General features: G+C 62.6%; 17 protein-coding genes. 7 read left to right on the forward strand and 10 right to left on the reverse strand.

The window, feature by feature from the left end; all coding sequences use genetic code 11:
• The first annotated feature begins 86 nt into the window (after positions 1–86).
• The 4 genes from C3Y91_RS03115 to C3Y91_RS03130 all read left to right on the forward strand — a co-directional run bounded on the left by C3Y91_RS03115 (position 87) and on the right by C3Y91_RS03130 (position 4,409).
• Complete coding sequence (locus C3Y91_RS03115; protein ID WP_024323511.1) at positions 87–1,565, forward strand: TadA family conjugal transfer-associated ATPase; 1,479 nt, start codon at positions 87–89, stop codon at positions 1,563–1,565.
• A 5-nt stretch (positions 1,566–1,570) separates the two neighbouring features.
• Complete coding sequence (locus C3Y91_RS03120) at positions 1,571–2,578, forward strand: type II secretion system F family protein (RefSeq protein WP_024323510.1); 1,008 nt, start codon at positions 1,571–1,573, stop codon at positions 2,576–2,578.
• A gap of 15 nt (positions 2,579–2,593) precedes the next feature.
• Positions 2,594–3,580 carry a type II secretion system F family protein gene (locus C3Y91_RS03125; RefSeq protein WP_018482130.1) on the forward strand — a complete coding sequence of 329 codons (987 nt, stop codon included), beginning with the start codon at positions 2,594–2,596 and terminating at the stop codon, positions 3,578–3,580.
• Positions 3,581–3,776: 196 nt separating this feature from the next.
• Positions 3,777–4,409: a LysE family translocator gene (locus C3Y91_RS03130; protein WP_024323509.1), complete on the forward strand. Its 633-nt coding sequence runs from the start codon at positions 3,777–3,779 to the stop codon at positions 4,407–4,409.
• Positions 4,410–4,456: 47 nt separating this feature from the next.
• On the opposite strand, the gene C3Y91_RS03135 is transcribed toward C3Y91_RS03130, so the two are convergent.
• A complete protein-coding gene (locus C3Y91_RS03135; RefSeq protein WP_168574958.1) occupies positions 4,457–5,293 on the reverse strand; it encodes a tetratricopeptide repeat protein in 837 nt (278 codons plus the stop codon).
• Positions 5,294–5,435: 142 nt separating this feature from the next.
• Between C3Y91_RS03135 and C3Y91_RS03140 the strand changes: the two genes are divergently transcribed.
• The 3 genes from C3Y91_RS03140 to C3Y91_RS03150 all read left to right on the forward strand — a co-directional run bounded on the left by C3Y91_RS03140 (position 5,436) and on the right by C3Y91_RS03150 (position 8,217).
• Positions 5,436–6,827: a leucyl aminopeptidase gene (locus tag C3Y91_RS03140; protein ID WP_018070308.1), complete on the forward strand. Its 1,392-nt coding sequence runs from the start codon at positions 5,436–5,438 to the stop codon at positions 6,825–6,827.
• A gap of 170 nt (positions 6,828–6,997) precedes the next feature.
• The gene (locus tag C3Y91_RS03145; RefSeq protein WP_003544522.1) at positions 6,998–7,348 is read left to right on the forward strand and encodes a MarR family transcriptional regulator; all 351 of its coding nucleotides are present in this window, start codon (positions 6,998–7,000) and stop codon (positions 7,346–7,348) included.
• Between the two features lie 11 nt (positions 7,349–7,359).
• On the forward strand, positions 7,360–8,217 hold the full coding sequence (locus tag C3Y91_RS03150) for a C40 family peptidase (RefSeq protein ID WP_024323508.1): 858 nt from the start codon (positions 7,360–7,362) through the stop codon (positions 8,215–8,217).
• Here C3Y91_RS03150 and C3Y91_RS03155 read toward each other — a convergent pair whose 3' ends face one another.
• From C3Y91_RS03155 to purU, 9 genes are all read right to left on the reverse strand, one after another.
• Entirely contained in the window at positions 8,218–9,609 is a 1,392-nt protein-coding gene (locus tag C3Y91_RS03155) for an amidase (RefSeq protein WP_168251751.1), read from the reverse strand.
• A gap of 36 nt (positions 9,610–9,645) precedes the next feature.
• Positions 9,646–10,509, reverse strand: a complete 864-nt coding sequence (locus C3Y91_RS03160) for an ABC transporter permease (RefSeq protein ID WP_018495741.1) — start codon at positions 10,507–10,509, stop codon at positions 9,646–9,648.
• A gap of 3 nt (positions 10,510–10,512) precedes the next feature.
• The gene (locus tag C3Y91_RS03165) at positions 10,513–11,460 is read right to left on the reverse strand and encodes an ABC transporter permease (protein WP_018070304.1); all 948 of its coding nucleotides are present in this window, start codon (positions 11,458–11,460) and stop codon (positions 10,513–10,515) included.
• A 110-nt stretch (positions 11,461–11,570) separates the two neighbouring features.
• The gene (locus C3Y91_RS03170; RefSeq protein ID WP_168574959.1) at positions 11,571–13,100 is read right to left on the reverse strand and encodes an ABC transporter substrate-binding protein; all 1,530 of its coding nucleotides are present in this window, start codon (positions 13,098–13,100) and stop codon (positions 11,571–11,573) included.
• Between the two features lie 149 nt (positions 13,101–13,249).
• The gene (locus tag C3Y91_RS03175) at positions 13,250–14,170 is read right to left on the reverse strand and encodes a LysR substrate-binding domain-containing protein (protein ID WP_018070302.1); all 921 of its coding nucleotides are present in this window, start codon (positions 14,168–14,170) and stop codon (positions 13,250–13,252) included.
• 56 nt (positions 14,171–14,226) lie between these two features.
• A complete protein-coding gene (locus tag C3Y91_RS03180; RefSeq protein ID WP_168574960.1) occupies positions 14,227–15,222 on the reverse strand; it encodes a P1 family peptidase in 996 nt (331 codons plus the stop codon).
• Between the two features lie 232 nt (positions 15,223–15,454).
• Positions 15,455–15,649, reverse strand: a complete 195-nt coding sequence (locus tag C3Y91_RS03185) for a hypothetical protein (protein ID WP_003544544.1) — start codon at positions 15,647–15,649, stop codon at positions 15,455–15,457.
• Positions 15,650–16,171: 522 nt separating this feature from the next.
• On the reverse strand, positions 16,172–19,099 hold the full coding sequence (locus C3Y91_RS03190; RefSeq protein WP_164567436.1) for an aminotransferase: 2,928 nt from the start codon (positions 19,097–19,099) through the stop codon (positions 16,172–16,174).
• Positions 19,100–19,219: 120 nt separating this feature from the next.
• Positions 19,220–20,104, reverse strand: coding sequence for a formyltetrahydrofolate deformylase (purU, locus tag C3Y91_RS03195; RefSeq protein WP_018070299.1), 885 nt, complete (start codon positions 20,102–20,104; stop codon positions 19,220–19,222).
• Positions 20,105–20,234: the final 130 nt, after the last annotated feature.

The raw sequence follows: 20,234 nt of genomic DNA on the forward strand, positions 1-20,234 counted from the left end.
ATTGCGTGAAAACAAAAAGATAGAGCATTTCCGTGACTCGGAGAGATCGGGAAATGCCCTAGAACGAGCAGATTGGATCGAGTGGCATGTTTGGAAAACGCGGAAACGAAGGTTCCGGAAAGGTCGGAGGAGCGATTGCTCCACCGCCGCCGGCTCCGGCCGCCGCCGCCCCTGCGGTCTCTTCCCCCTCCATTCTGGTCGAACCCTCGCGCGAGCCCGTGCGCCAGCAGGTGACGCCACCGCCGATGCAGACGCCGCAACGCAAGCGCCCGGCCCGCACCGATGAATATTACGACACCAAGGCGCAGGTCTTTTCCGCGCTGATCGATACGATCGATCTCTCGCAGCTTTCCAAGCTCGACGGCGAAAGCGCCCGCGAGGAAATCCGCGACATCGTCAACGACATCATCACCATCAAGAACTTTGCGATGTCGATCTCCGAGCAGGAAGAGCTGCTCGAGGATATCTGCAACGACGTCCTCGGTTACGGCCCGCTGGAGCCGTTGCTCGCGCGCGACGATATTGCCGACATCATGGTCAACGGCGCCGGACAGACGTTCATCGAAGTCGGCGGCAAGACGATCGAATCGGAGATCCGCTTCCGCGACAATGCGCAGCTTCTCTCGATCTGCCAACGCATCGTCAGCCAGGTCGGCCGCCGTGTCGACGAATCGAGCCCGATCTGCGACGCCCGCCTGCCGGATGGCTCGCGCGTCAACGTCATCGCGCCGCCGCTGTCGATCGACGGGCCGGCGCTCACCATCCGCAAGTTCAAGAAGGACAAGCTGACGCTCGATCAGCTCGTCCGTTTCGGCGCGATCACGCCGGAAGGCGCAACCGTGCTGCAGATCATTGGACGCGTGCGCTGCAACGTCGTCATTTCAGGCGGCACCGGCTCGGGTAAAACCACGCTTCTGAACTGCCTCACCAATTATATCGACAGGGACGAGCGCGTCATCACCTGCGAGGATACGGCCGAACTGCAGCTGCAGCAGCCGCATGTCGTCCGTCTCGAAACGCGCCCGCCGAATATCGAAGGCGAGGGCGAGATCACCATGCGCGATCTCGTCAAGAACTGCCTGCGTATGCGTCCCGAGCGCATCATCGTCGGCGAAGTGCGCGGACCGGAGGTTTTCGACCTGCTGCAGGCGATGAACACCGGTCACGACGGCTCGATGGGCACGATCCACGCCAACACGCCGCGCGAATGCCTGAGCCGTATCGAATCGATGATCGCCATGGGCGGCTTTACCCTGCCGGCAAAGACGGTGCGCGAGATCATTTCCAGCTCGGTCGACGTCGTCATTCAGGCGGCGCGCCTTCGTGACGGTTCGCGCCGCATCACCCAGATCACCGAGGTGATCGGCATGGAAGGCGACGTCATCATCACCCAGGATCTGATGCGCTACGAGATCGAAGGCGAGGATGCAAACGGCCGCCTGATCGGCCGGCACATGTCGACCGGCGTTGGCAAGCCGCATTTCTGGGATCGCGCCCGCTACTTCAACGAGGAAAAACGTCTTGCCGCTGCTCTCGACGCGATGGAAGCGAAAACGAAGGAATAGGTGAGATGTTCGGGTTCGATCCGGTAGTGTTGGCAATCATCGTCCTCGCCGCCGTCTCCGCGGCGGCGGTCGCCTATGCCCTGTTGTTTTCGAAGATCGAGGCCGACAAGAAATCGGCAAGCCGCATCAACCGCGTCAAGTCGGCCGAAAGCGACCGGGTCAAGGTCAAGGCGGCCCGTGACCGGGTGCAGGAGCTGTCCAAGCGCCGCAAATCGGTGCAGGACAATCTGAAGGATCTGGAAAAGCGCCAGCATGAAAAGACCAAGAAGACCCTCTCGATGAAATCCCGGCTGGTGCAGGCCGGCCTGACGATCACACCGGCGAAATTCTATCTCATCAGCGCCATCTTCGCCTCCGTGCTGCTGTTCGTCGCCTTAGTCGTTGGTGTATCGTGGATGGTCATGGTCGGTATCGCCGTCGTCGCCGGTCTCGGCCTGCCGCGCTGGGTCCTCGGCTTTCTGATCAAGCGCCGCCAGACCAAGTTCCTCAACGAACTCCCCAATGCGCTTGACGTCATCACGCGCTCGATCAAATCGGGTCTGCCGCTCAACGATGCCATCCGCCTTATCGCCACCGAAGGCACCGACCCGGTGAAGAGCGAATTCCGGCGCGTAATCGAGGCGCAGCAGGTGGGTCTCAGCATCCCCGACGCCTGCGCCCGCATGACGATCCATATGCCGCTCCAGGAAGTCAACTTCTTCGCCATCGTCATCGCCATCCAGTCGCAGGCCGGCGGCAATCTGTCGGAAGCGATCGGCAATCTCTCCAAGGTACTGCGCGAGCGCAGGAAGATGAAGGCCAAGGTCCAGGCGCTGTCGATGGAAGCCAAGGCATCGGCAGTCATCATCGGCGCTCTACCCTTCATCGTCGCGACCCTCGTCTATCTCACCTCGCCGAATTACATGATGATCCTTTTCACCGATCCGCGCGGCCATTTCATCATGGGTTTCTCGGCGATCTGGATGTCGATCGGCATCTTCGTCATGCGCAACATGGTCAATTTTGACATCTAGCCGGAAGGAAGCACCATGTCGCAGGACCTTGCCGCAACGCTGACCAATTCGAGCATGCTGATCGCCGTCTTCGTTGCGATCGCGGTCTTCGCCACCTTTTACACGATCGCCATTCCCTTCTTCGAGCGCGGCGATCTCAACAAGCGCATGAAGGCGGTTTCGACCGAGCGCGAGCAGATCCGTGCCCGTGAACGCGCCCGCATGAACATGGAAACCGGTGCCAACAAGGCATCGCTCCGGAGCCAGAACAATCGCTCGGTCCGCCAGATCGTCGAGCGCTTCAACCTGCGCAAGGCGCTCGTCGACGACAATACGGTCAACAAGCTGCGTGCCGCCGGTTTCCGCTCGGAGAATGCGCTGAATACCTTTCTCGTGGCGCGTTTCCTGTTGCCCTTCCTTTTTCTGACGCTTGCCGCCGTCTGGGTCTTCGGACTCGGCAATCTCGCCGGAAGAGGCATGCCCATCCGTCTCTTCGCCGTCATCGGCGTTGGTTATCTCGGCTTCTACGCGCCAAACATCTATATCTCGAACCGCATGGGCAAGCGCCAGCACTCGATCAAGCGCGCTTGGCCGGATGCGCTGGACCTGATGTTGATCTGCGTCGAATCCGGCATCTCGATCGAGGCTGCGATGCGTCGTGTGTCCGAAGAACTCGGCGAGCAGTCGCCGGCACTCGCCGAGGAGATGGTGCTGACCACGGCCGAGCTCTCCTTCCTGCCGGATCGCCGCGTGGCGCTCGAAAATCTTGCCACGCGCACCCAGATCGAGTTGGTACGTTCGGTGACTCAGGCGCTGATCCAAGCCGATCGCTACGGTACGCCGGTCGCGCAGGCGCTGCGCGTTCTCGCCCAGGAAGGACGCGACGAACGCATGAACGAAGCGGAAAAGAAGGCGGCTGCCCTGCCGCCGAAGCTGACGGTGCCGATGATCCTGTTCTTCCTGCCGGTGCTGATCGCCGTCATTCTCGGTCCGGCTGGCATCCAGGTGTCAGACAAGTTCTGACGGTTGAGCCGGAAAGAGGCGACCGCTTTCGGCAGAAGACGACGATGTGCATCAAGGACCATCGGTCCGATCCGCAGCCTTAAACGCGCGTGACCGCCGCCTGTAGAGCTGATAAATGGGATGGACGACCATCGGCAAGCGCAGGCGCCCCCCGCGGCGCCCCTGACGTTCGTTCAATCCAAAAGAGAGGTTTCCAATGTCTTCTGCGGGCATTTTCATCAGCATCGTGGCAGCCTTGGCCGTCGGCGCGATGAGCCCCGGCCCGAGTTTCGTCGTCGTCTCCAGGATCGCCATCTCGCGTTCGAGGCTGGATGGCCTTGCGGCAGCATTCGGCATGGGCGCCGGCGGTGTCGTTTTTGCCGTGCTGGCGCTTGCCGGGCTGACGGCGCTGCTGTCTCAGTTCGAATGGCTCTATGTCCTGCTGAAGGTCGCAGGCGGCGCCTATCTCGTCTATATCGCCGTCAATATCTGGAGGAGCGCTGGTCAGCCGCTCGAGGTCTCCGACACCGTCAACGGCAATCGCGCGCCGAGGCTGAGCTTCATGACCGCGCTGCTGACCCAACTCAGCAACCCGAAGACCATCATCGTCTATGCCAGCATCTTTGCCGCACTTTTACCGAGAACGGTGCCGCTCAGTCTCATCGTCGCGCTGCCGCTCGGTGTCTTCGTCGTGGAGGCGGGGTGGTATTCGATCGTCGCCTTCGCTTTTTCGGCTCGCCACCCGCGGCGGCTCTATCTTGCCGCCAAGAGCTGGATCGACCGCAGCGCGGGTGTCGTCATGGCCGGCCTCGGCCTCCGGCTCATTCTCGCGGGCGTAAGTGATCGATAGGTTGTCGCACGTGACTTCGGACGCACTCAAGCGCTGAGGAGATCCGGTCAGTTGGTATTGCTGCTGTCCGCTGCGCCCGGCGTCTTGTCCTTGGCGGCGAGTCTCTGCCACGAATTCTGCTGCGAGAGCATGCCTCTGAGATAGGCGACATTGGCATCGGCCTGTTGCGGCGAAAGTTCGCGCCGCGCGATCTGCTCGGCTTCCGGGAAACGTCCTTGCAGACCGACGACGAGGGCAAGGTTCTGCCGGACGCGGCTGTCGGCCGTCGGCTGGCTGGCGGCGGAGCGCAGATAGGTTTCGGCCGTGCGCAGATCGCCGGTCAGCACGTAGGACATGCCGAGGTTGGAGAGGATGGAGGGCTCGTTCGGCTGGATGTCGAGCGCGTCGCGGTAGCGCTGCCTGGCATCGCTTGCCCGGCCCATCTGGTCGAGGATCGCGCCTTGGGCCGAGACCAGCTTCCAGTCCGGACGGTCGGGTGTCTGGGCGCGGCCGATCGTGTCGAGCGCCTGCTGGAACTGGCCGGCCGCCGCCTGCGCCTTGCCGTAGGCGGCCAGCACGTTGCGGTCGCCGGGATTGGCGATCGCCACCTGCTGCATGACGGCGAGCGCCTGGGTGTCGCGGCCGTTCATGCGCAGCAGATTGGCATAATTGACGCCGGTGACGGGATCACGCGGGTTCTTTTCATAGGCCTGGCCGAGCCGGTCCGTCGCCGAGCGCAGCTCGGTCGCGTCCATCTCTTCAACCGGCTTGGTGAGCTTCGGCACCGAGCCGGTTGTCATCCGGTCCTTGGTCGTCGAGCAGCCGGCAAGCGCCAAGACGATCAGCGAGGCCGCAGCGCCCTGCAGGATACGATTCGTGAATATGGTGGTGAGCGAGGCAGGCATGACGCGTTCCTGGATTCCGAAATCGGCGCCTGACCTCGAAGCGGAACAGGGAAAGGTTTGACGCAATCTTCGCTCCAGCAATAGTCTGTTAACCCTAACAGACCGTTAAGGAACGATTCCTTACGACCGCCGAAGGACAATCATGGCCCCCTATCAGTTCATCGAGAGACCGACTCCTTTCAACACGAAGGGCGGTTCGACGCTGCCGATCTTTGCCGTCACGCCTGCCCATATCGAGACCGGCACGATCGATCCGATCGCGCTCGATTGGGCGCGCAGAGCAGGCTACAAGGCCGAAAGCGGGTCGCTGCTGCTGATCCCGACGGCTGAAGGCCATCTCGGCGGCGCGCTTTACGGCCTCGGCACCAATCCATCAGAGCAGCCTTACATCACCGGCAGGCTCGCCCGCGCGCTGCCGGCCGGCGACTGGCACATCGAGACCGCGCCGCTGACGGCAAATCGCCTGGCCCTCGGCTTTGGGCTCGGCAGCTACCGCTTCGACCGTTACAAATCCGAAAAATCGCCGGCGGCGACGCTGATGATCCCCCGCGATGCCGACGCCGCCGACATCAAGCGCCAGCTGGCCGGCGTCTTTCTCGCCCGTGACCTCATCAATACGCCGACGAATGACATGGGGCCGGTGCAGCTCGAGGCCGTTTTCCGTAGTCTGGCCGAACATTACAAGGCGGAGATATCGGTGATTACGGGCGACGACCTGCTCACGCAAAACTTCCCGCTGGTCCATACCGTCGGCCGCGCCAGCGCCGATGCGCCGCGCCTTCTCGAGCTGCGCTGGGGCAAGAAGGGCCATCGCAAGGTGACGCTCGTCGGCAAGGGCGTCTGCTTCGACACCGGCGGTCTCGACATCAAGCCTGCCGCCTCCATGCTGCTGATGAAGAAAGACATGGGCGGCGCGGCGAATGTCATGGGGCTTGCCCTGATGATCATGGACGCCAAGCTGAAAGTCGACCTGCGTGTTATCGTCCCGGTCGTCGAAAACGCGATCTCGTCCAATGCCTTCCGCCCCGGCGACATCTATCGGAGCCGCAAGGGCCTGACCGTCCAGATCGACAATACCGACGCCGAGGGCCGTTTGATCCTTGCCGATGCGCTCGCTTATGCCGACGAGGAAGAGCCCGAGCTCTTGATCGACATGGCGACGCTGACCGGCGCCGCCCGCGTTGCTCTCGGTCCGGATCTCCCGCCCTTCTTCACCGATGACGCCAATCTGGCGCATGACCTGACCGAAGCGAGCCTGGAAACCGACGATCCGCTCTGGCGCCTGCCGCTCTATTCCGGCTACGAAAAGGATATCCGCACCAAATTCGCCGACCTTACCAACGCGCCGGCCGGCGGCATGGCGGGTGCGATCACTGCGGCCCTCTTCCTCAAGCGTTTCGTCAGCAAGGCGAAGAGCTGGGCGCATTTCGATATTTTCGGCTGGGCTCCGTCCGAACGGCCGCATTCGCCGGGCGGCGGCGAGGCACAGGCGATCCGCGCGCTCTTTCATCATATCCGCGAGAGCCTGCGCTGAGCCCGTACGCAAAAAAGCGTTGAGGCGCGCCGCGTGTTCACGCGCTGCGCCTCGCTGCCGATCGTTAAAATTTTATTCACCCTGCCGGGCGGCAATTTCCAGCGCCCCTTGCATGTGCATGGCAACTACCGGAAAATGAAACGTTAGCGTAACGATCTTCCGGAGGGGCCGTGCCGATCGAACTGACCGCCTCGCAGGCGCTGGGGCTCTGGCATGGCGCGGCGCTCGATCAAGTCCGCCACGATGACCGCGATTTGACGTTGCGCCAGATGGCGATCCTGCTGCATATTTATCTGGTGCCGCCGCCGCACACGGTGCGCGGGCTTGCCGCCACGCTTGATGTCACCAAGCCGGTCATTACCCGCGCCTTGGATACGATGGGCGAGATGGGCCTAGTCGATCGTGTGCGTGACGATGCCGACCGGCGCAACGTGATCATCAAGCGCACCGTCGGCGGCGCGCTCTACCTGGAAAAGCTCGGCGATCTCATACGAGATCAGGCCCGCCGGCTGCCGATCTGAAAGGAATGCGAATGACGATGCTCGACCGCCGCCTGCATGCCTACAGACCTGATCTCGCGGAAGCGAGGCTTGAAGGCAAGGTCGAGGCGTCGCGCTTTGTGGAAGGCGCGCCGGCGCGTGTCGCCATTCCCGTCGTGGGTTTGCGCCCTGAACCGGATGTTGCGCGCGGCATCGATACCGAGCTGCTTCTCGGCGAGGACGTGACGGTTTTCGATCGCGCCGACGGCTGGTGCTGGGTGAAAGCCGCCTCTGACGGCTATGTCGGGTATGTCGCGGCAGACGCGCTCTTGGAAGGCAAACCGGCGCCGACCCATATCGTCACCGTGCAGCGCTCCTTCGTCTATCCCGAACCGGAACTGCGCAAGCCCCACCAGGCCACCGTGTCGATGGGAAGCCGCGTTCATGTCGCCGGCGAGGCGGAAGCGCGGGGCAATCGCTATGTCGTGCTCGAGGACGGAACGGCGATCTTCGCCAAGCACGTCCAGCCGATCGGCGCTCTCGACGGTGCCGATTATGTCGGCATCGCAGCCCGTTTCCTGGAAACGCCCTATCTCTGGGGCGGACGTTCCGGTCTCGGTATCGATTGCTCCGGCCTCGTCCAGCTTGCCATGCTGATGACGGGCAGAGCTGCGCCGCGCGATACCGACCTGCAGGCAGCAGGCCTCGGCCAGCCGATCGATCGCGCCGAAATCCGCCGTGGCGACCTCGTATTCTGGAAGGGCCATGTCGCCATCTTCGAGGATCCAGAAACCATCCTCCATGCCAATGGCCACAGCATGACGGTAGCGCGCGAGAATTTCGCGGCCGCCGTCGAGCGCATCGGCTGGCTCTACCAGCAACCGACCGGCTATCGCCGTCCGATCAGCTGATCAACTGATCGGAGGCCGCGGCCAGGATCTTACCCCGCCCGTCCAGTCTTCGAAGGCTTTCGACAGCCTCAGCACCCGCAGATCGTCGAAACGCGGCCCGACGATCTGCAGGCCGATCGGCATGCCCGATCGGGAGAAACCGCAATTGATCGAAGCGGCCGGCTGCTCCGACATGTTCCACGGCACCGTGAAAGCGATGTGCTCGAACGGCAGGGCCGGATCGTTGGTCGGCGATGCCCATTCGGCCGCATAGGAGATGATCGGATTGGTCGGCGAAAGCAGGGCGTCGACCTCGGTAAACAGCCGTCCGCAGCTCTTGCGCATCTCGATCGTCTGGTTGAAGCCCCTGACCGCATCGACGCCGCTGATGTCGGCGCCGCCCATCGCCCAATCCCTGATATAGGGCAGGATGCTGTCCCGCCGTTCTTCGTCGAGGTCGGCGATATCGCCCCAGAACCGGGACCGCCAGAAATTGTCGAGGCCATCCAGCATCGCGCGTGTCAGCACCGGTTGGACTGATACAATAGTCGCGCCGGCCTTCTCGAAATGTTGCGCCGCCGCTTCGACCGCGACCCTGATCTCATCCTCCACCGCAAGCCCGCAGCCGGCTTCGAGCATCAGCCCGATCTTCATGCCCGACACGTCGATATCGAGATCCATCCAGTTGAAATCGTTCGGCGGCAGGCTCGTGCCGTCGCGCCAGTCCGGGCGTGACAGCGTCGCCATCGAAAAGGCCGCATCCTCGACCGTGCGCGCCATCGGCCCGACGCAGCGCCCAACATAATAGGGATCGGCTGGAATGCGCCCATGGCTCGGCTTGAAGCCGAAGATGCCGGTCCAACCGGCGGGAAGGCGCACCGAGCCGCCGATATCGGTGCCGATATGCAGCGGTCCGTAGCCGGCCGCCGCCGCTGCGGAAGCCCCGGCGCTCGATCCGCCGGGATTTTGCGTGGTGTTCCAGGGATTGCGGCTGAGAGGATGAAAGCTCGAAAGTCCGGAGGAAAGCATACCGTAATCGGGGCAGGTGGTCTTGGCGAAGATCACCGCGCCGTCTTCCCGCAGCCGGGCGGCGGCCGGTGCGTCGGCCTCTGCCGGCTTGAGTTCCACTGCCCTCGTGCCGAGCGGCACCGGCTGGCCCTTCGTGGCGATCAGCTCTTTCAGCGTCACCGGGATGCCGTCCAGGGCGCCAAGCGTTTCTCCCTTCGCCCAGCGCTCCGTCGACGCTTTCGCCTGGGCGCGCGCCGATTCCGGATCGTAGAGGTAGAGTGCCGAAATCGAAGGCTCCCAGGCCGCGATATGGTCTTCGAGGGAAAGCCAGTATTCGAGAGGGGAGAGGCTTTTATCAGCGAAGCGCTGCCTGAGTTCGCGGATGGTGAGGTCGGTTTTGGTCATGGCATGGTCTTTCGGGCTTTTCGTCTGGGGAGGACATCAACGGCTTGCCTCGCGCGGGTCGAGCAGATCGCGCAAACCGTCGCCGAGCATGTTGAAGCCGAAGACGGTGAGCGCGATGGCAAGGCCGGGCAGGATCGCCAGCCAGGGGGCGAGCGCCAGATAGGTTTGCGCATCGGCAAGCATCCGGCCCCAGGTCGGCGCCGGCGGCGCCATGCCGAGCCCGAGGAAGCTGAGACCCGCTTCGGTGAGGATCGCCAACCCCAGCTGGATCGCGCCATGCACGATGATCTGGCTCATGATATTCGGCAGCACATGGCGCAGCGAAATGGTCAGTCGCGTATTGCCGATGGCGCGCGCCGCCGTCACATAGTCGCGGCTCCAGGCCTGCAGCGAGGTCGCGAGGGTGACGCGGGCAAAGACCGGGATCATGAAGACGGCAATCGCGGTGATTGCGGTGAACCGCCCTGGCCCGAGAAAGGCGCCGAGCATCATGGCGGACAGGATCGGCGGCAAGGCGAAGATGACATCGCAGATGCGCATCAGCAGCGCTTCGAAGGGACCGCGGATCGCCGCGGCTGAAATACCGGCGATCGAACCCAGCGTCCCGCCGATCATAACCGCTGTGATGGCGATCGACAGTGAATTCCAGCAGCCTACCATCAGCATCGAAAGCACGTCGTGGCCGAACTGGTCCGTGCCGAACAGGCCGAAGGCAAGCGGCGGCTGCAGCTTGTGGATGATCTGCATTTTCGCTGGCGGCAGCGGCGTCCAGACGAGTGACAGCAGCGCAACGGCGACCAGCAGCCCGATGATGACAGTCCCAGCAATCAAGTTCATTCGCCGGCTAAGTCTAAAGACTCGATGGCGGCCGGCGATCGCGGGGGATGCAATCGGTACCATGGTTCAGGCCGCCTTTCTCATCCTGGGATCGATCGCCAGATAGGAGAGATCGACAATGAAATTCATCACGATGACGAGGCCTGCGAAGAACAGCACGACATCCTGCATGACGATGACGTCGCGCTGGGAGAGCGCCTGCAGCGCGAGCCGCCCGAGGCCGGGCAGGTTGAAGACGTTTTCAACCAGCACCGCGCCGGCGACGAGAAAGGTGAATTGCAGCCCGATCATGGTGAGGATCGGTATCAGCGCGTTCGGCACGATATGGCGCCACAGTACCGCACTGCGTGACAGTCCCTTGGCCACTGCGGTGCGGGCAAAATCCTCATGCATCGTGTCGAGTACCGCCGAGCGTGCCACCCGCGTCAACACGCCCGCCTGCGGCATCGCCAGCGCGACGGCGGGCATAACCAGCGCCTGCAGCGCCGGCAGCAGGCCGGCACTCCAGCCCGGGAAGCCGCCGGCCGGCATCAGCCCGAGCACCGTCGAAAACAGAATGATCAAGAGCAGCGCCACCCAGAAGGCGGGCACGGCGATGCTGACCTGCGAAAAGAGCGTTGCGACGATGTCGAAGATGCCGCCGCGGCGCGAGGCGGCCAGCACGCCGAGCGGCAAGGCAATCGCCACCGAAAGCATAATCGCCATCAGCGCCAACGGCAGCGTCACGGTCAGCCGCTCGACGATCAATCCTGCGACCGGTACGCCATAGGTTAGCGAATTGCCGAGATTGCCGGATAGCACGCCGGTCAACCATTGCCAGTAACGCAGCAGCAGCGGCTGATCGAGCCCGAGATCGTGGCGTAGCGCGGCAAGCGTTTCCGGTGTCGCCGAGGTGCCGAGCAGGATCGAGGCGGGATCGCCGGGCAGAAGGTCCATGATGGTGAAGATCAGCAGCGAGACGATGACGAGCGTGACCAGGAGACCGGTGAAGCGGCGGGCGAGGAGCGGGATCATGCGTGCCACACTTTTAATGTGAAACGGCGAAAGCTGCGACCGGCATTGAACAGCTCGCTATGCGGCTTCCCCTCGCTCATCGTGCCTCTCAATCCGCCTTAACTGTTCGCTCACTCGTCCCAGGAGACGCCGGAGAGCACGTTGGAGGGGATCGGCTCGTTCTCCCACAGCCCTTTCAGGTGTTTGTCCCAGACGCCGAGTTTCGGCATGACGAAGAGGTAGAGCGCCGGCACGTCCTCGGCGAGGATCTTCTGCGCTTCGCCATAGATCGTATTCTGCGCGTCCGGATCGGTCGTCTCTTGGACCTTCTTCATCAGCGCGTTGAAAGCGGGGTTCTTATAATTGAAATAATAGGGATCGCGCCCATAGATGTCGATGTCGAGCGGTTCGGCATGGGCAACGATCGTCATGTCGAAGTTGCGGTCCTTCATGATGTCCTGGACCCATTTCGCCGGAAATTCGGTCGGCTCGATATTCATCGTCACGCCGATTTCGGCAAACATCGCCTGCATCACCTGGGCACTGCGCGGCGCATAGGCCATCTGCGGCGATTTGATCGTGAAGGTAAAGCCGTTGGGGTAGCCGGCTTCGGCGAGCAGCGCCTTCGCCTTTTCGATGTCATAGGGCAGCACATTGGTCATGTCCTGATAGCCCGGATCGTTCGGCGTGTAGTGGCTGCCGATCGGCGTGCCGAGGCCCGACCATGCGCCGTCTATCACCGTCTTGCGGTCGATCGCCATCATCAGCGCCTGGCGGACGCGTTTGTCGTCGAAAGGCTTCTTGGCATTGTTCATGCCGGCAACGACCTTGAGTTCGGTATTGCCGATCTTGGTGACGAGCCTCGCATCGCCGTCGAAGGAACTCATCAGCTCGGGTGCGGCAAATTCCGGAAAGGCATCAAGATCGCCGGATTTCAGCGCAGCCGCCTGCGCCTGCGGATCGGCGATGAAGCGGAAGGTCACCTTGTCGAGTTTGGCGGCCGCATCCTTGTTCCAATAATCGGCATTCCTGGTGAGTTCGACTTTGTCGCCCTTCGCCCAGCTGGCGAATTTGAGCGGACCGGTGCCCACTGGCGTCGTCTTGTCGTCGGCAGCCGTCTTCGGTGCGACCATCACTGAGGCCGGCCAGCCGAGCCAGTAGATCAGGCTGCCGGTCGGTGCCGAGAGATGCAGCACCAGCGTTTCGGCATCGGGTGTATCGATCGAGGCGATCGAGGCGAAGAAGCGCTTCTGCGGATTGACCGAATCCGCGCCGCGGGCGCGGTCGAGCGAAAACTTGGCGCTCGCGGCATCGAAGGCCTCGCCATCATGGAAATTGACGCCGGTCTGCAGCTTGAACGTATAGGTCAGGCCATCGGGCGAGATTTCCCAGCTTTTCGCCAGCTGCGGCTGGATCTTGCCGGCCTGGTCGATCGTCACCAGCCCTTCGAACACGTTTTGCCAGGTCACCTGGCCGATCGCGACCGGTGCTGCGATCGTCGGATCGAGACCGGCCGGCTCAACGCTCATGCCGAGATTAAGGGTGGTCTTTGCCGCCTCGGCCGGCGTCATCGCCGTCATCACCAGGCCGGCCGAAAGTGCGGCACTGAGCGAGAGCCGCCGGGCGAAACGCGCTAAAGGCGCAAACGAAAGCTTGATCATCACGTTCCCTTGTCTGGCCACGCTGCGATGGCAGGCCCTTTTGCGAATAGAGTGGCACTATGCCAGTGCACACACAATGACGATTTTGTGTGCTCAGTGTAGCCGAAACAGCTACACCGCAAATCCGCTGGCAATGCAAGCTCGAAGCGTCAGTCTCTCGTCTCGGCCCGGCGGTTCGTACGTTCGCGCATGAACCTCTCGATGAAGTCGAGGAGTTTCGTCGCAGCGAAGGACAGCTGCCGGTCCGGCGCGACGCAGAGATCGACATGGGTGCGGATGCCGGTCTTGCCGGCGAGCGGAATGGCAAGGAGCTGACCCGCTTCGATCTCGCGGCGGACGGTCAGCGCCGGCAGCAGCGTGGCCGCAGCCCCGCTGAGCACGAGTTCCTTCAGCATTTCGAGCGAGCTGGTGACGAAGACGGGATCGAGGCTTAGCCCCTCCTTCTCGAACAGCGCGTCGAAGGCCTGGCGGAAGCCGAAGGATTGATCCGGCAGCGCCAGCGCATAGTCGGCGAGCTCCCGGACCGCGATCTCGGCATGCGCGGCCGCAGGATGCTGCGGCGCGGTGATCAGATCATAGACGATCTCGGAGCGCAGCCGTACCTTGGTGCCGGACATAGGAGGCGCAAACAGCGTCACCGCAATATCCGCCTCGGCGCTGTTGACGGCGTCGACCGCCTGCCGCGCGCTGGTGATCGTCACGGTAAAGCGCAGCTTCGGATATTTCAGGCTGAATTCGGCGAGCGCCGGCGCCAGCAGATTGGCGACGGTCGCGCCATTGGCATAGATGCTGACGCGGCCGCGCTGCAGGCCCTTCAGGTCTTCGATCAGCTGCTGCACGTGATCGAGCTCGCGCAGCGTCCGGCCGGCGCGGGCGGCAAGCAGCTCGCCGGCGGCCGTCAGCTTGACGCCGCGGGCGCTGCGTTCGACGAGCGGCGCACCGAAATGATATTCGAGGTTCTCGATCTGCCGGCTGATCGCCGTCGGTGCGACATTGAGATTCTCGGCCGCCTGGCGCATCGAATTGGTCCTGACCAGCTCGTCGAAATACATCAGCGCCCGGATCTGCATTCACGTCTCTCCGCCATTCGGCATATTGGATCTGTAGAGAGTCTGACCCTATTCAATCAACCGCTGCTCGGATAGCGGTCGCGCCAGGCCTTTTGCGCGCCCTCGACCGGCAGCGCGGTCGCAGCGTAGACCCCACGGGCGATCGCCCGCGCCATGACGATAGTCGCGAGATGGCAAAGCTCCATCAGGCTCGCCATGTCGTCTCTTCGATGCTTGGCCGTCGAAGCGGCAAAGACGGTGTCGCCGTCGAGCGGCAGGTGCGCCGGCAGCAGTGCTCGGGCAAGGCCGTCATGGCCGGCGAGCGAAAGCCGGTGCGCCTCGGCCTTCGTCAGCTGCGCATCGGTCACGACAGCGCCGATCGTCGTCGCCGGGGTGTTCATGCCCTTGAGCCGCATGCTGTGGTCAGCCACATCAGGCATGCCGAGCCCACCGAATTCCGCATCTTTTTCGAAAGGCGCCGCCCAGAAATGAGGCCCGTCGCCGATCGTTGCGGAGCCGAGCGCATTGACTGCGACGATCGCCGCGATGCGATGCCCGGTGCTGCTGACGGCGCTGGCCGAGCCGAGCCCGCCCTTGACGGTGGCCGTCGTCGCCCCTGTGCCGGCACCTGTCGTGCCGAGTGCGAATGTGCCCTTGGCAGCCGCCTTCAACGCCGCATAACCCATGTCGCGGTAGGGAGAATGAAGGCCCCAATCCTTGTCGCCGCCGTTCAGCAGGTCCATCAGGATCGCCTGTGGCACGATTGGAATGCGCACTGGCCCGACGGCAAAGCCGCGGCCGAGTTCGCGCAGGCCCGCCTGCACGCCGCCGGCGGCATCCAGCCCGAAGGCAGAGCCGCCGGAGAGCACGAAGGCATCCACGGCATTGACGGTCATTGACGGATCGAGCAGGCCGGTGTCGCGCCCGCCGGGCGCACCGCCAAGCACCGTGCCGGATGCGACGGCCGGTTCGTCGAAGACGATGACCGTGACGCCGGAACCGAGCGCAAGGTCGGTCGCATGGCCGGCGGAGACGCCTTCGATGTCGGTGATAAGGTTGAGAAGATCGGGCAAGGGCGGATCCTTATGCGGAAAGGCGGCCGATAGGACTGTACTGCATAATTCCTTAAATCGGAATCGATTTAAGGATAAAATTATGCAGCAATTCAAAGTGTTACAGCGTCCCTTGCGCGTCTGACAAAGACGCGCGGCGCTGTAATGCCCTCAAAAAACAAGACCGGCCCCATTTGGCGGGACCGGTCGGACATCGGGAAAAGCCGCGAATGCTAATCGCGGCCTCATGCCCTCAGGCATGAAGCGGCTTCGGATGACGGCGGGTCATCAGGTCATGGATGGCCAGCCGCACCTCATCGGGCGAGCCGAAACGCTGCTCGTCGAGGTCGTGGACATGAAATTTCACGGCGATGAACTTCAGCCGATCTTCATCGGGAATGACGATCCCGACGGGAACGCCTGCATATTCGATAACTTGCTTCTTCATAGATAGAACTCCTGCCGCACAACATGCGCAGCCATGGCGAATTGACTTGTCTGGTACCGTTGAAAGGAGGACGAACGTCACATTCGACAGTTCGGGCGGGAGAGGGCGCCCGGACGGTCATTGCCAAGCACAGATCGCCCAAGGAGATCGGCGAGAATATCGATGTCTATCATGCTCGTTCCCTATGTTGGCGTTGCACTTGAGGGGTCCCGGTAGAGCCCGGGGCCGGTGATGGCTGTCTTAGATAATCTACTAACTTGGTAGAGATTACCCCATAGCCTGTCAGAAACATATTCCGAAACATGTCAAAATATCGACGATCCGAAAAAATTCATTCCGTCGTAGCCCGAACTTACAGAAAGAAACATATCAGTCCTTCGTTAAATTCGCATGACAGAATCGGAAGTTCGATCGATCACCGCGGCAGACATAGGAAGCCTTGCTGTATCCGGCAATGGCTCGTTTCATTAAAAATCGACATGCCTCGAAATGACCGATTTGGTTAATGCTGGAAGCCCTGGATCACCAGCCTTCTTCGAGCACCTTCTCCAGCATGTCCGCGAAAAAATCCGCGCTGTCGATGCTGAGGCAGAGCGGCGGTTTGATCTTCAGCACATTTTGGTGATCGCCGGTCGGCTGCATGATGACGCCGAGTTCGAGAAGCCGGTCGCAGATTGCAGCCGTCTCTTCCGTCGCCGGCTCCAGCGTCGTTCTGTCGCGGACGAATTCGAGGCCGAGATAGAGGCCCATGCCGTGCACGGCGCCCGCAATCGGATGGCGGTCGATCAGCGCGGCGAGCCGCGCCTTCAGATGATCGCCGACCGTCCGGGCATTTTCCTGCAGCTTTTCCTCGGCCATGATGTCGAGCACCGTCATGCCGGCGATGCAGCTGACGGGGCTACCGCCGGTAGAGGAAAAGAAAGTGCCCTCCTTCTCCAGCGATTGCGCAATCTCCCGCGTGGTGATGACGGCGCCGAGCGGATGGCCGTTGCCCATGCCCTTGGCGACGGTGATGATATCAGGCACGACCCCTTGCTGCTCGAAGCCCCAGAAATAATGTCCGAGCCTGGAATAACCGACCTGCACCTCATCGGCGATGCAGAGGCCGCCGCGGGCGCGCACCTGCGCGTAGAGCTCTTTGAGATAGCCTTCCGGCAATGGAATGCCGCCGGCATTGCCGTAGACCGATTCGGCGATGAAGCCCGCAAGGCCTTCGCCCGCAGCATCAATTGCCTCAAGCACCGGTGTCGCCATGCCGAGATAATCCGCTGCCGTATCGGGACCACGGAAGTCGCCGCGATAGGTGTTCGGCGAAACGACGGTATGCACCCAGTCCGGCCGGGTGGTCGGTGCCTGCGGATTGTCGGCGATCGAGGTGGAGACGGCGTCGCTCGCCGCTGACCAGCCATGATAGGCTTCGAGCAGGCAGAGCATGTTGCGCGCGCCGCTATGGGCTTGCGCCAGCCGAAGCGCCAGATCGTTCGCCTCCGAGCCGCTGTTGACCAGGAAGACCGTGTCGAGCCCGTCCGGCGACAGGGCGGCGAGGCGTTCGGAAAATTCCGTGATCGCGGCATAGTGGAAGCGCGAATTCGTGTTGAGCCGCAGCCATTGGGCGTGGATTGCTGCCGCGAACCTGGGGTGGCCATGGCCGAGAATGGTGACGTTGTTGACCATGTCGAGATAGGCGCGGCCCTCGACATCGAACAAATGCTCTCGCCAGCCGCGCTCGATCTGCGGCGCCGCCGCGTAATAGTTCTTCTGCGGCCTTGCGAGATGCGCCTGCCGCCTGGCGAAGAGCGCGGCGGTATCAGGTTTCGGTGCATCTGCTTGCGGGCTGAGAAGCAGTGAGGGCGAAGGGCAGAGCACCGACCAGGCCGCCGCCGCGCGCGGTGTGGCAAAGAGTGGCGGTTCGAGACCTGCGACGTTGCAAAGCTGGACGCGCAGCCCGCCGAGCGACGAAGCCTCTCCGATAACCGTGCCGAGCGGATCGCCGCTGGCAACCTCGGCTCCATCCTCGACCGAGAGATCGAGCCCATCGAGATGCAGGGTCATGCTGTCGCTGGCAAGCGTCAGATGCTGGTCCTTCCAGCCGATGCGGCCGGCAAAGGGTGCTGCAATCGCGCTGCCTGCCGCGAGACATATGTCGATATGCAGGGCGCAGGTCGCCTGTCCCGTCGCATTTCCCAGGCTCGCGCGGGAAAGCCGATATTCGCCGTAGCGTGTCGCTGCCGTGCCGTTTTCGGTTGCCACGCGGGCAAGCAGCCGCCAGTCCATGTCGGTATTCAGCCAGTTGCCGGCGGAAAAATGCGGGCTCCGCACCCCAAGATCGACATAGGCGATCCCGGCGGGATCGATGTTGGGCAGCAACGGTAGCCATCCCGATGCTTCCGGGGCGGCGACATTTGCGCCGGCCGCCTTGAGGATCGCGGCTTCCATGAGTTCGAAGGGAACGGACATCGCCGTATCGAAGATCGTCCGCTCGTGCTCGAGATTGCCGCGGACATAGTCATTATCGGGATCGACCGAAATCTGCTGCTCGCTGCTGGCAACTAGAATGACCGCGCGTGCGACGGTCAACGGCCAGAGCGCCTTCAGCTCCTCCCCGGTCAGTGGATAGATCGCCTGGTAGGCGGTGACGGCTGGCAGGATATGAAAAGGGTCGCCATCCGCCTGATGCAGCAGCGAAGCGCATGTGACGGCGAGGTCGCCGACCAGCCAGCCGCGGATGATGTCGCCGAAATCGATCACCCCGTCGGGGATCGTATGGCCACGGGCGTCGCGGTGGCCGACGACATTGTCGCCGGTGACGTCATGATGCACGGCCTGCAGCCGAAGCGATGGCGCCAACGGCTGGATGCGGCGAATGGCCATGACCATGGTCTTGGCGATCCGGTCGCGCGCCGCACTGTCGGTGATCGCGGACAGCAGCTGCACCGCGACCGGCCCGGCGCGCCTGAGATCCCATTGCAGGCTGCGGTCGAGACCGGGATGGTTGAAATCGGCAAGCGCCAGCGCCAGCCTGGCGCAGAGCGCGCCGAGGGCTGCAACGGAAGCCGGCGCCAGATAGGTCAGCTCCGTCAGCCCCTGGCCTTCCAGATATTCCAGCAGCCGGACCTGATAGCCCCGCCCGCGCACGGTCAGGACGACGATCTCCCGCCCCTCATTGGTGGGGATCACCTGCGGAACGCGCGGCGCATCCTGCCGGCTTTTGAGGTGATGGATCGCCGCATTCTGCGCTTCGAGCTCGCGGATCTCGTAGGCTGCATGGCAGATCTTCAGGACGTAGCGGCCACGATCGCTATCGACGCGATAGTTTCGATCCTGCTGGCTGCCGAGTTCGGTTAGCGTGCCGGAGAGGCTGTAATGAGCAAGGAGGATCTCTTCCGCGTCGCTGGCGGTGACGTCGGGACGCGGCAGCGCCATGCGATCAACAAGCGCCTCGTCGGTCATGACACCCCTCCCGCTGTATGATTCGATTACCTATTGAACGAGATAATCGAGTACTTGCCGTTGGCAGGCAACGGGAGATTGTCATTCGCCAGCAAAAGAGATGCAGGGTCTAGGCGACGCTCAACCCATGCGTTCGGAGGCGTAACCGCCGGGGCTTGCCGGGAAGACCACGGTGCGGTTGCCGTTCAGGAAGGTGCGGTGGTGGATATGGGCGTGGATGGCACGCGCCAGCACCTGGCTTTCGACATCGCGGCCGATCGAGACATAGTCGTCGGGCGACTGCGCATGGGTGATGCGCGCCGTGTCCTGCTCGATGATCGGACCTTCGTCGAGATCGGCAGTGACGTAATGCGCCGTCGCCCCGATCAGCTTCACGCCGCGTTGATAGGCCTGCTTATAAGGATTGGCGCCCTTGAAGCTCGGCAGGAAGGAATGGTGGATATTGATGATCCGGCCGGACATTTTCTGGCACATCGCATCCGAAAGCACCTGCATGTAGCGGGCCAGCACGATCAGCTCCGTGCCGGTCTGTTCGACGATATCCATGATCTGGCCTTCGGCCTGCAGCTTGTTCTCCTTCGTCACCTTGATGTGGTGGAAGGGGATGTCGTGGTTGACCACGACCTTCTGGTAGTCGAAATGATTGGAGACGACGCCGACGATATCGATCGGCAGCGCGCCGATCTTCCAGCGGTAGAGCAGGTCGTTGAGGCAATGGCCGAAGCGCGACACCATCAAGAGCACCTTCATGCGGGCGTTGCCGTCATGGATCTCGGCATCCATGGCGAACCGCTTGCAGATCGGCTCGAACCCTTCCTTGAGTTCGGCAAGCGGCACGCCTTCCTCGGAGATGAAGCTCACCCGCGTGAAGAACCTGCCGGTATCGAGATCGTCGAACTGGGAACTGTCGACGATGTTGCAGCCCTTGTCGGCCAGATAGCTCGAAATCGCCGCCACGATGCCGCGCGTCGACTTGCAGGATACCGTCAATACGTAACTTGTCATGTCTTTCCCTCTTCCCTCTCCAAGGCCGCCGCTGTGCTTAGATCAAAGCCCGGGCCGCGAATAGGCCGGCGCACTTTCATTCATGCGACAAATTGCAAGAGAAACCATCACGTTTGCGCAAGTTCTCTCA

The organism is Rhizobium ruizarguesonis, from assembly GCF_012349115.1.
GTDB classification, from domain to species: Bacteria; Pseudomonadota; Alphaproteobacteria; order Rhizobiales; family Rhizobiaceae; genus Rhizobium; species Rhizobium ruizarguesonis.

Coding starts and splice junctions, on each gene's coding strand:
- C3Y91_RS03135 (WP_168574958.1), bottom strand. CDS start 5,293: ATGCCTGCCTCGCTCACCACCATATTCACGAATCGTATCCTGCAGGGC.
- C3Y91_RS03130 (WP_024323509.1), top strand. CDS start 3,777: ATGTCTTCTGCGGGCATTTTCATCAGCATCGTGGCAGCCTTGGCCGTC.
- C3Y91_RS03185 (WP_003544544.1), bottom strand. CDS start 15,649: ATGAAGAAGCAAGTTATCGAATATGCAGGCGTTCCCGTCGGGATCGTC.
- C3Y91_RS03150 (WP_024323508.1), top strand. CDS start 7,360: ATGACGATGCTCGACCGCCGCCTGCATGCCTACAGACCTGATCTCGCG.
- C3Y91_RS03120 (WP_024323510.1), top strand. CDS start 1,571: ATGTTCGGGTTCGATCCGGTAGTGTTGGCAATCATCGTCCTCGCCGCC.
- C3Y91_RS03115 (WP_024323511.1), top strand. CDS start 87: ATGTTTGGAAAACGCGGAAACGAAGGTTCCGGAAAGGTCGGAGGAGCG.
- C3Y91_RS03155 (WP_168251751.1), bottom strand. CDS start 9,609: ATGACCAAAACCGACCTCACCATCCGCGAACTCAGGCAGCGCTTCGCT.
- C3Y91_RS03175 (WP_018070302.1), bottom strand. CDS start 14,170: ATGCAGATCCGGGCGCTGATGTATTTCGACGAGCTGGTCAGGACCAAT.
- C3Y91_RS03160 (WP_018495741.1), bottom strand. CDS start 10,509: ATGGTACCGATTGCATCCCCCGCGATCGCCGGCCGCCATCGAGTCTTT.
- C3Y91_RS03125 (WP_018482130.1), top strand. CDS start 2,594: ATGTCGCAGGACCTTGCCGCAACGCTGACCAATTCGAGCATGCTGATC.
- purU (WP_018070299.1), bottom strand. CDS start 20,104: ATGACAAGTTACGTATTGACGGTATCCTGCAAGTCGACGCGCGGCATC.
- C3Y91_RS03190 (WP_164567436.1), bottom strand. CDS start 19,099: ATGACCGACGAGGCGCTTGTTGATCGCATGGCGCTGCCGCGTCCCGAC.
- C3Y91_RS03165 (WP_018070304.1), bottom strand. CDS start 11,460: ATGATCCCGCTCCTCGCCCGCCGCTTCACCGGTCTCCTGGTCACGCTC.
- C3Y91_RS03140 (WP_018070308.1), top strand. CDS start 5,436: ATGGCCCCCTATCAGTTCATCGAGAGACCGACTCCTTTCAACACGAAG.
- C3Y91_RS03170 (WP_168574959.1), bottom strand. CDS start 13,100: ATGATCAAGCTTTCGTTTGCGCCTTTAGCGCGTTTCGCCCGGCGGCTC.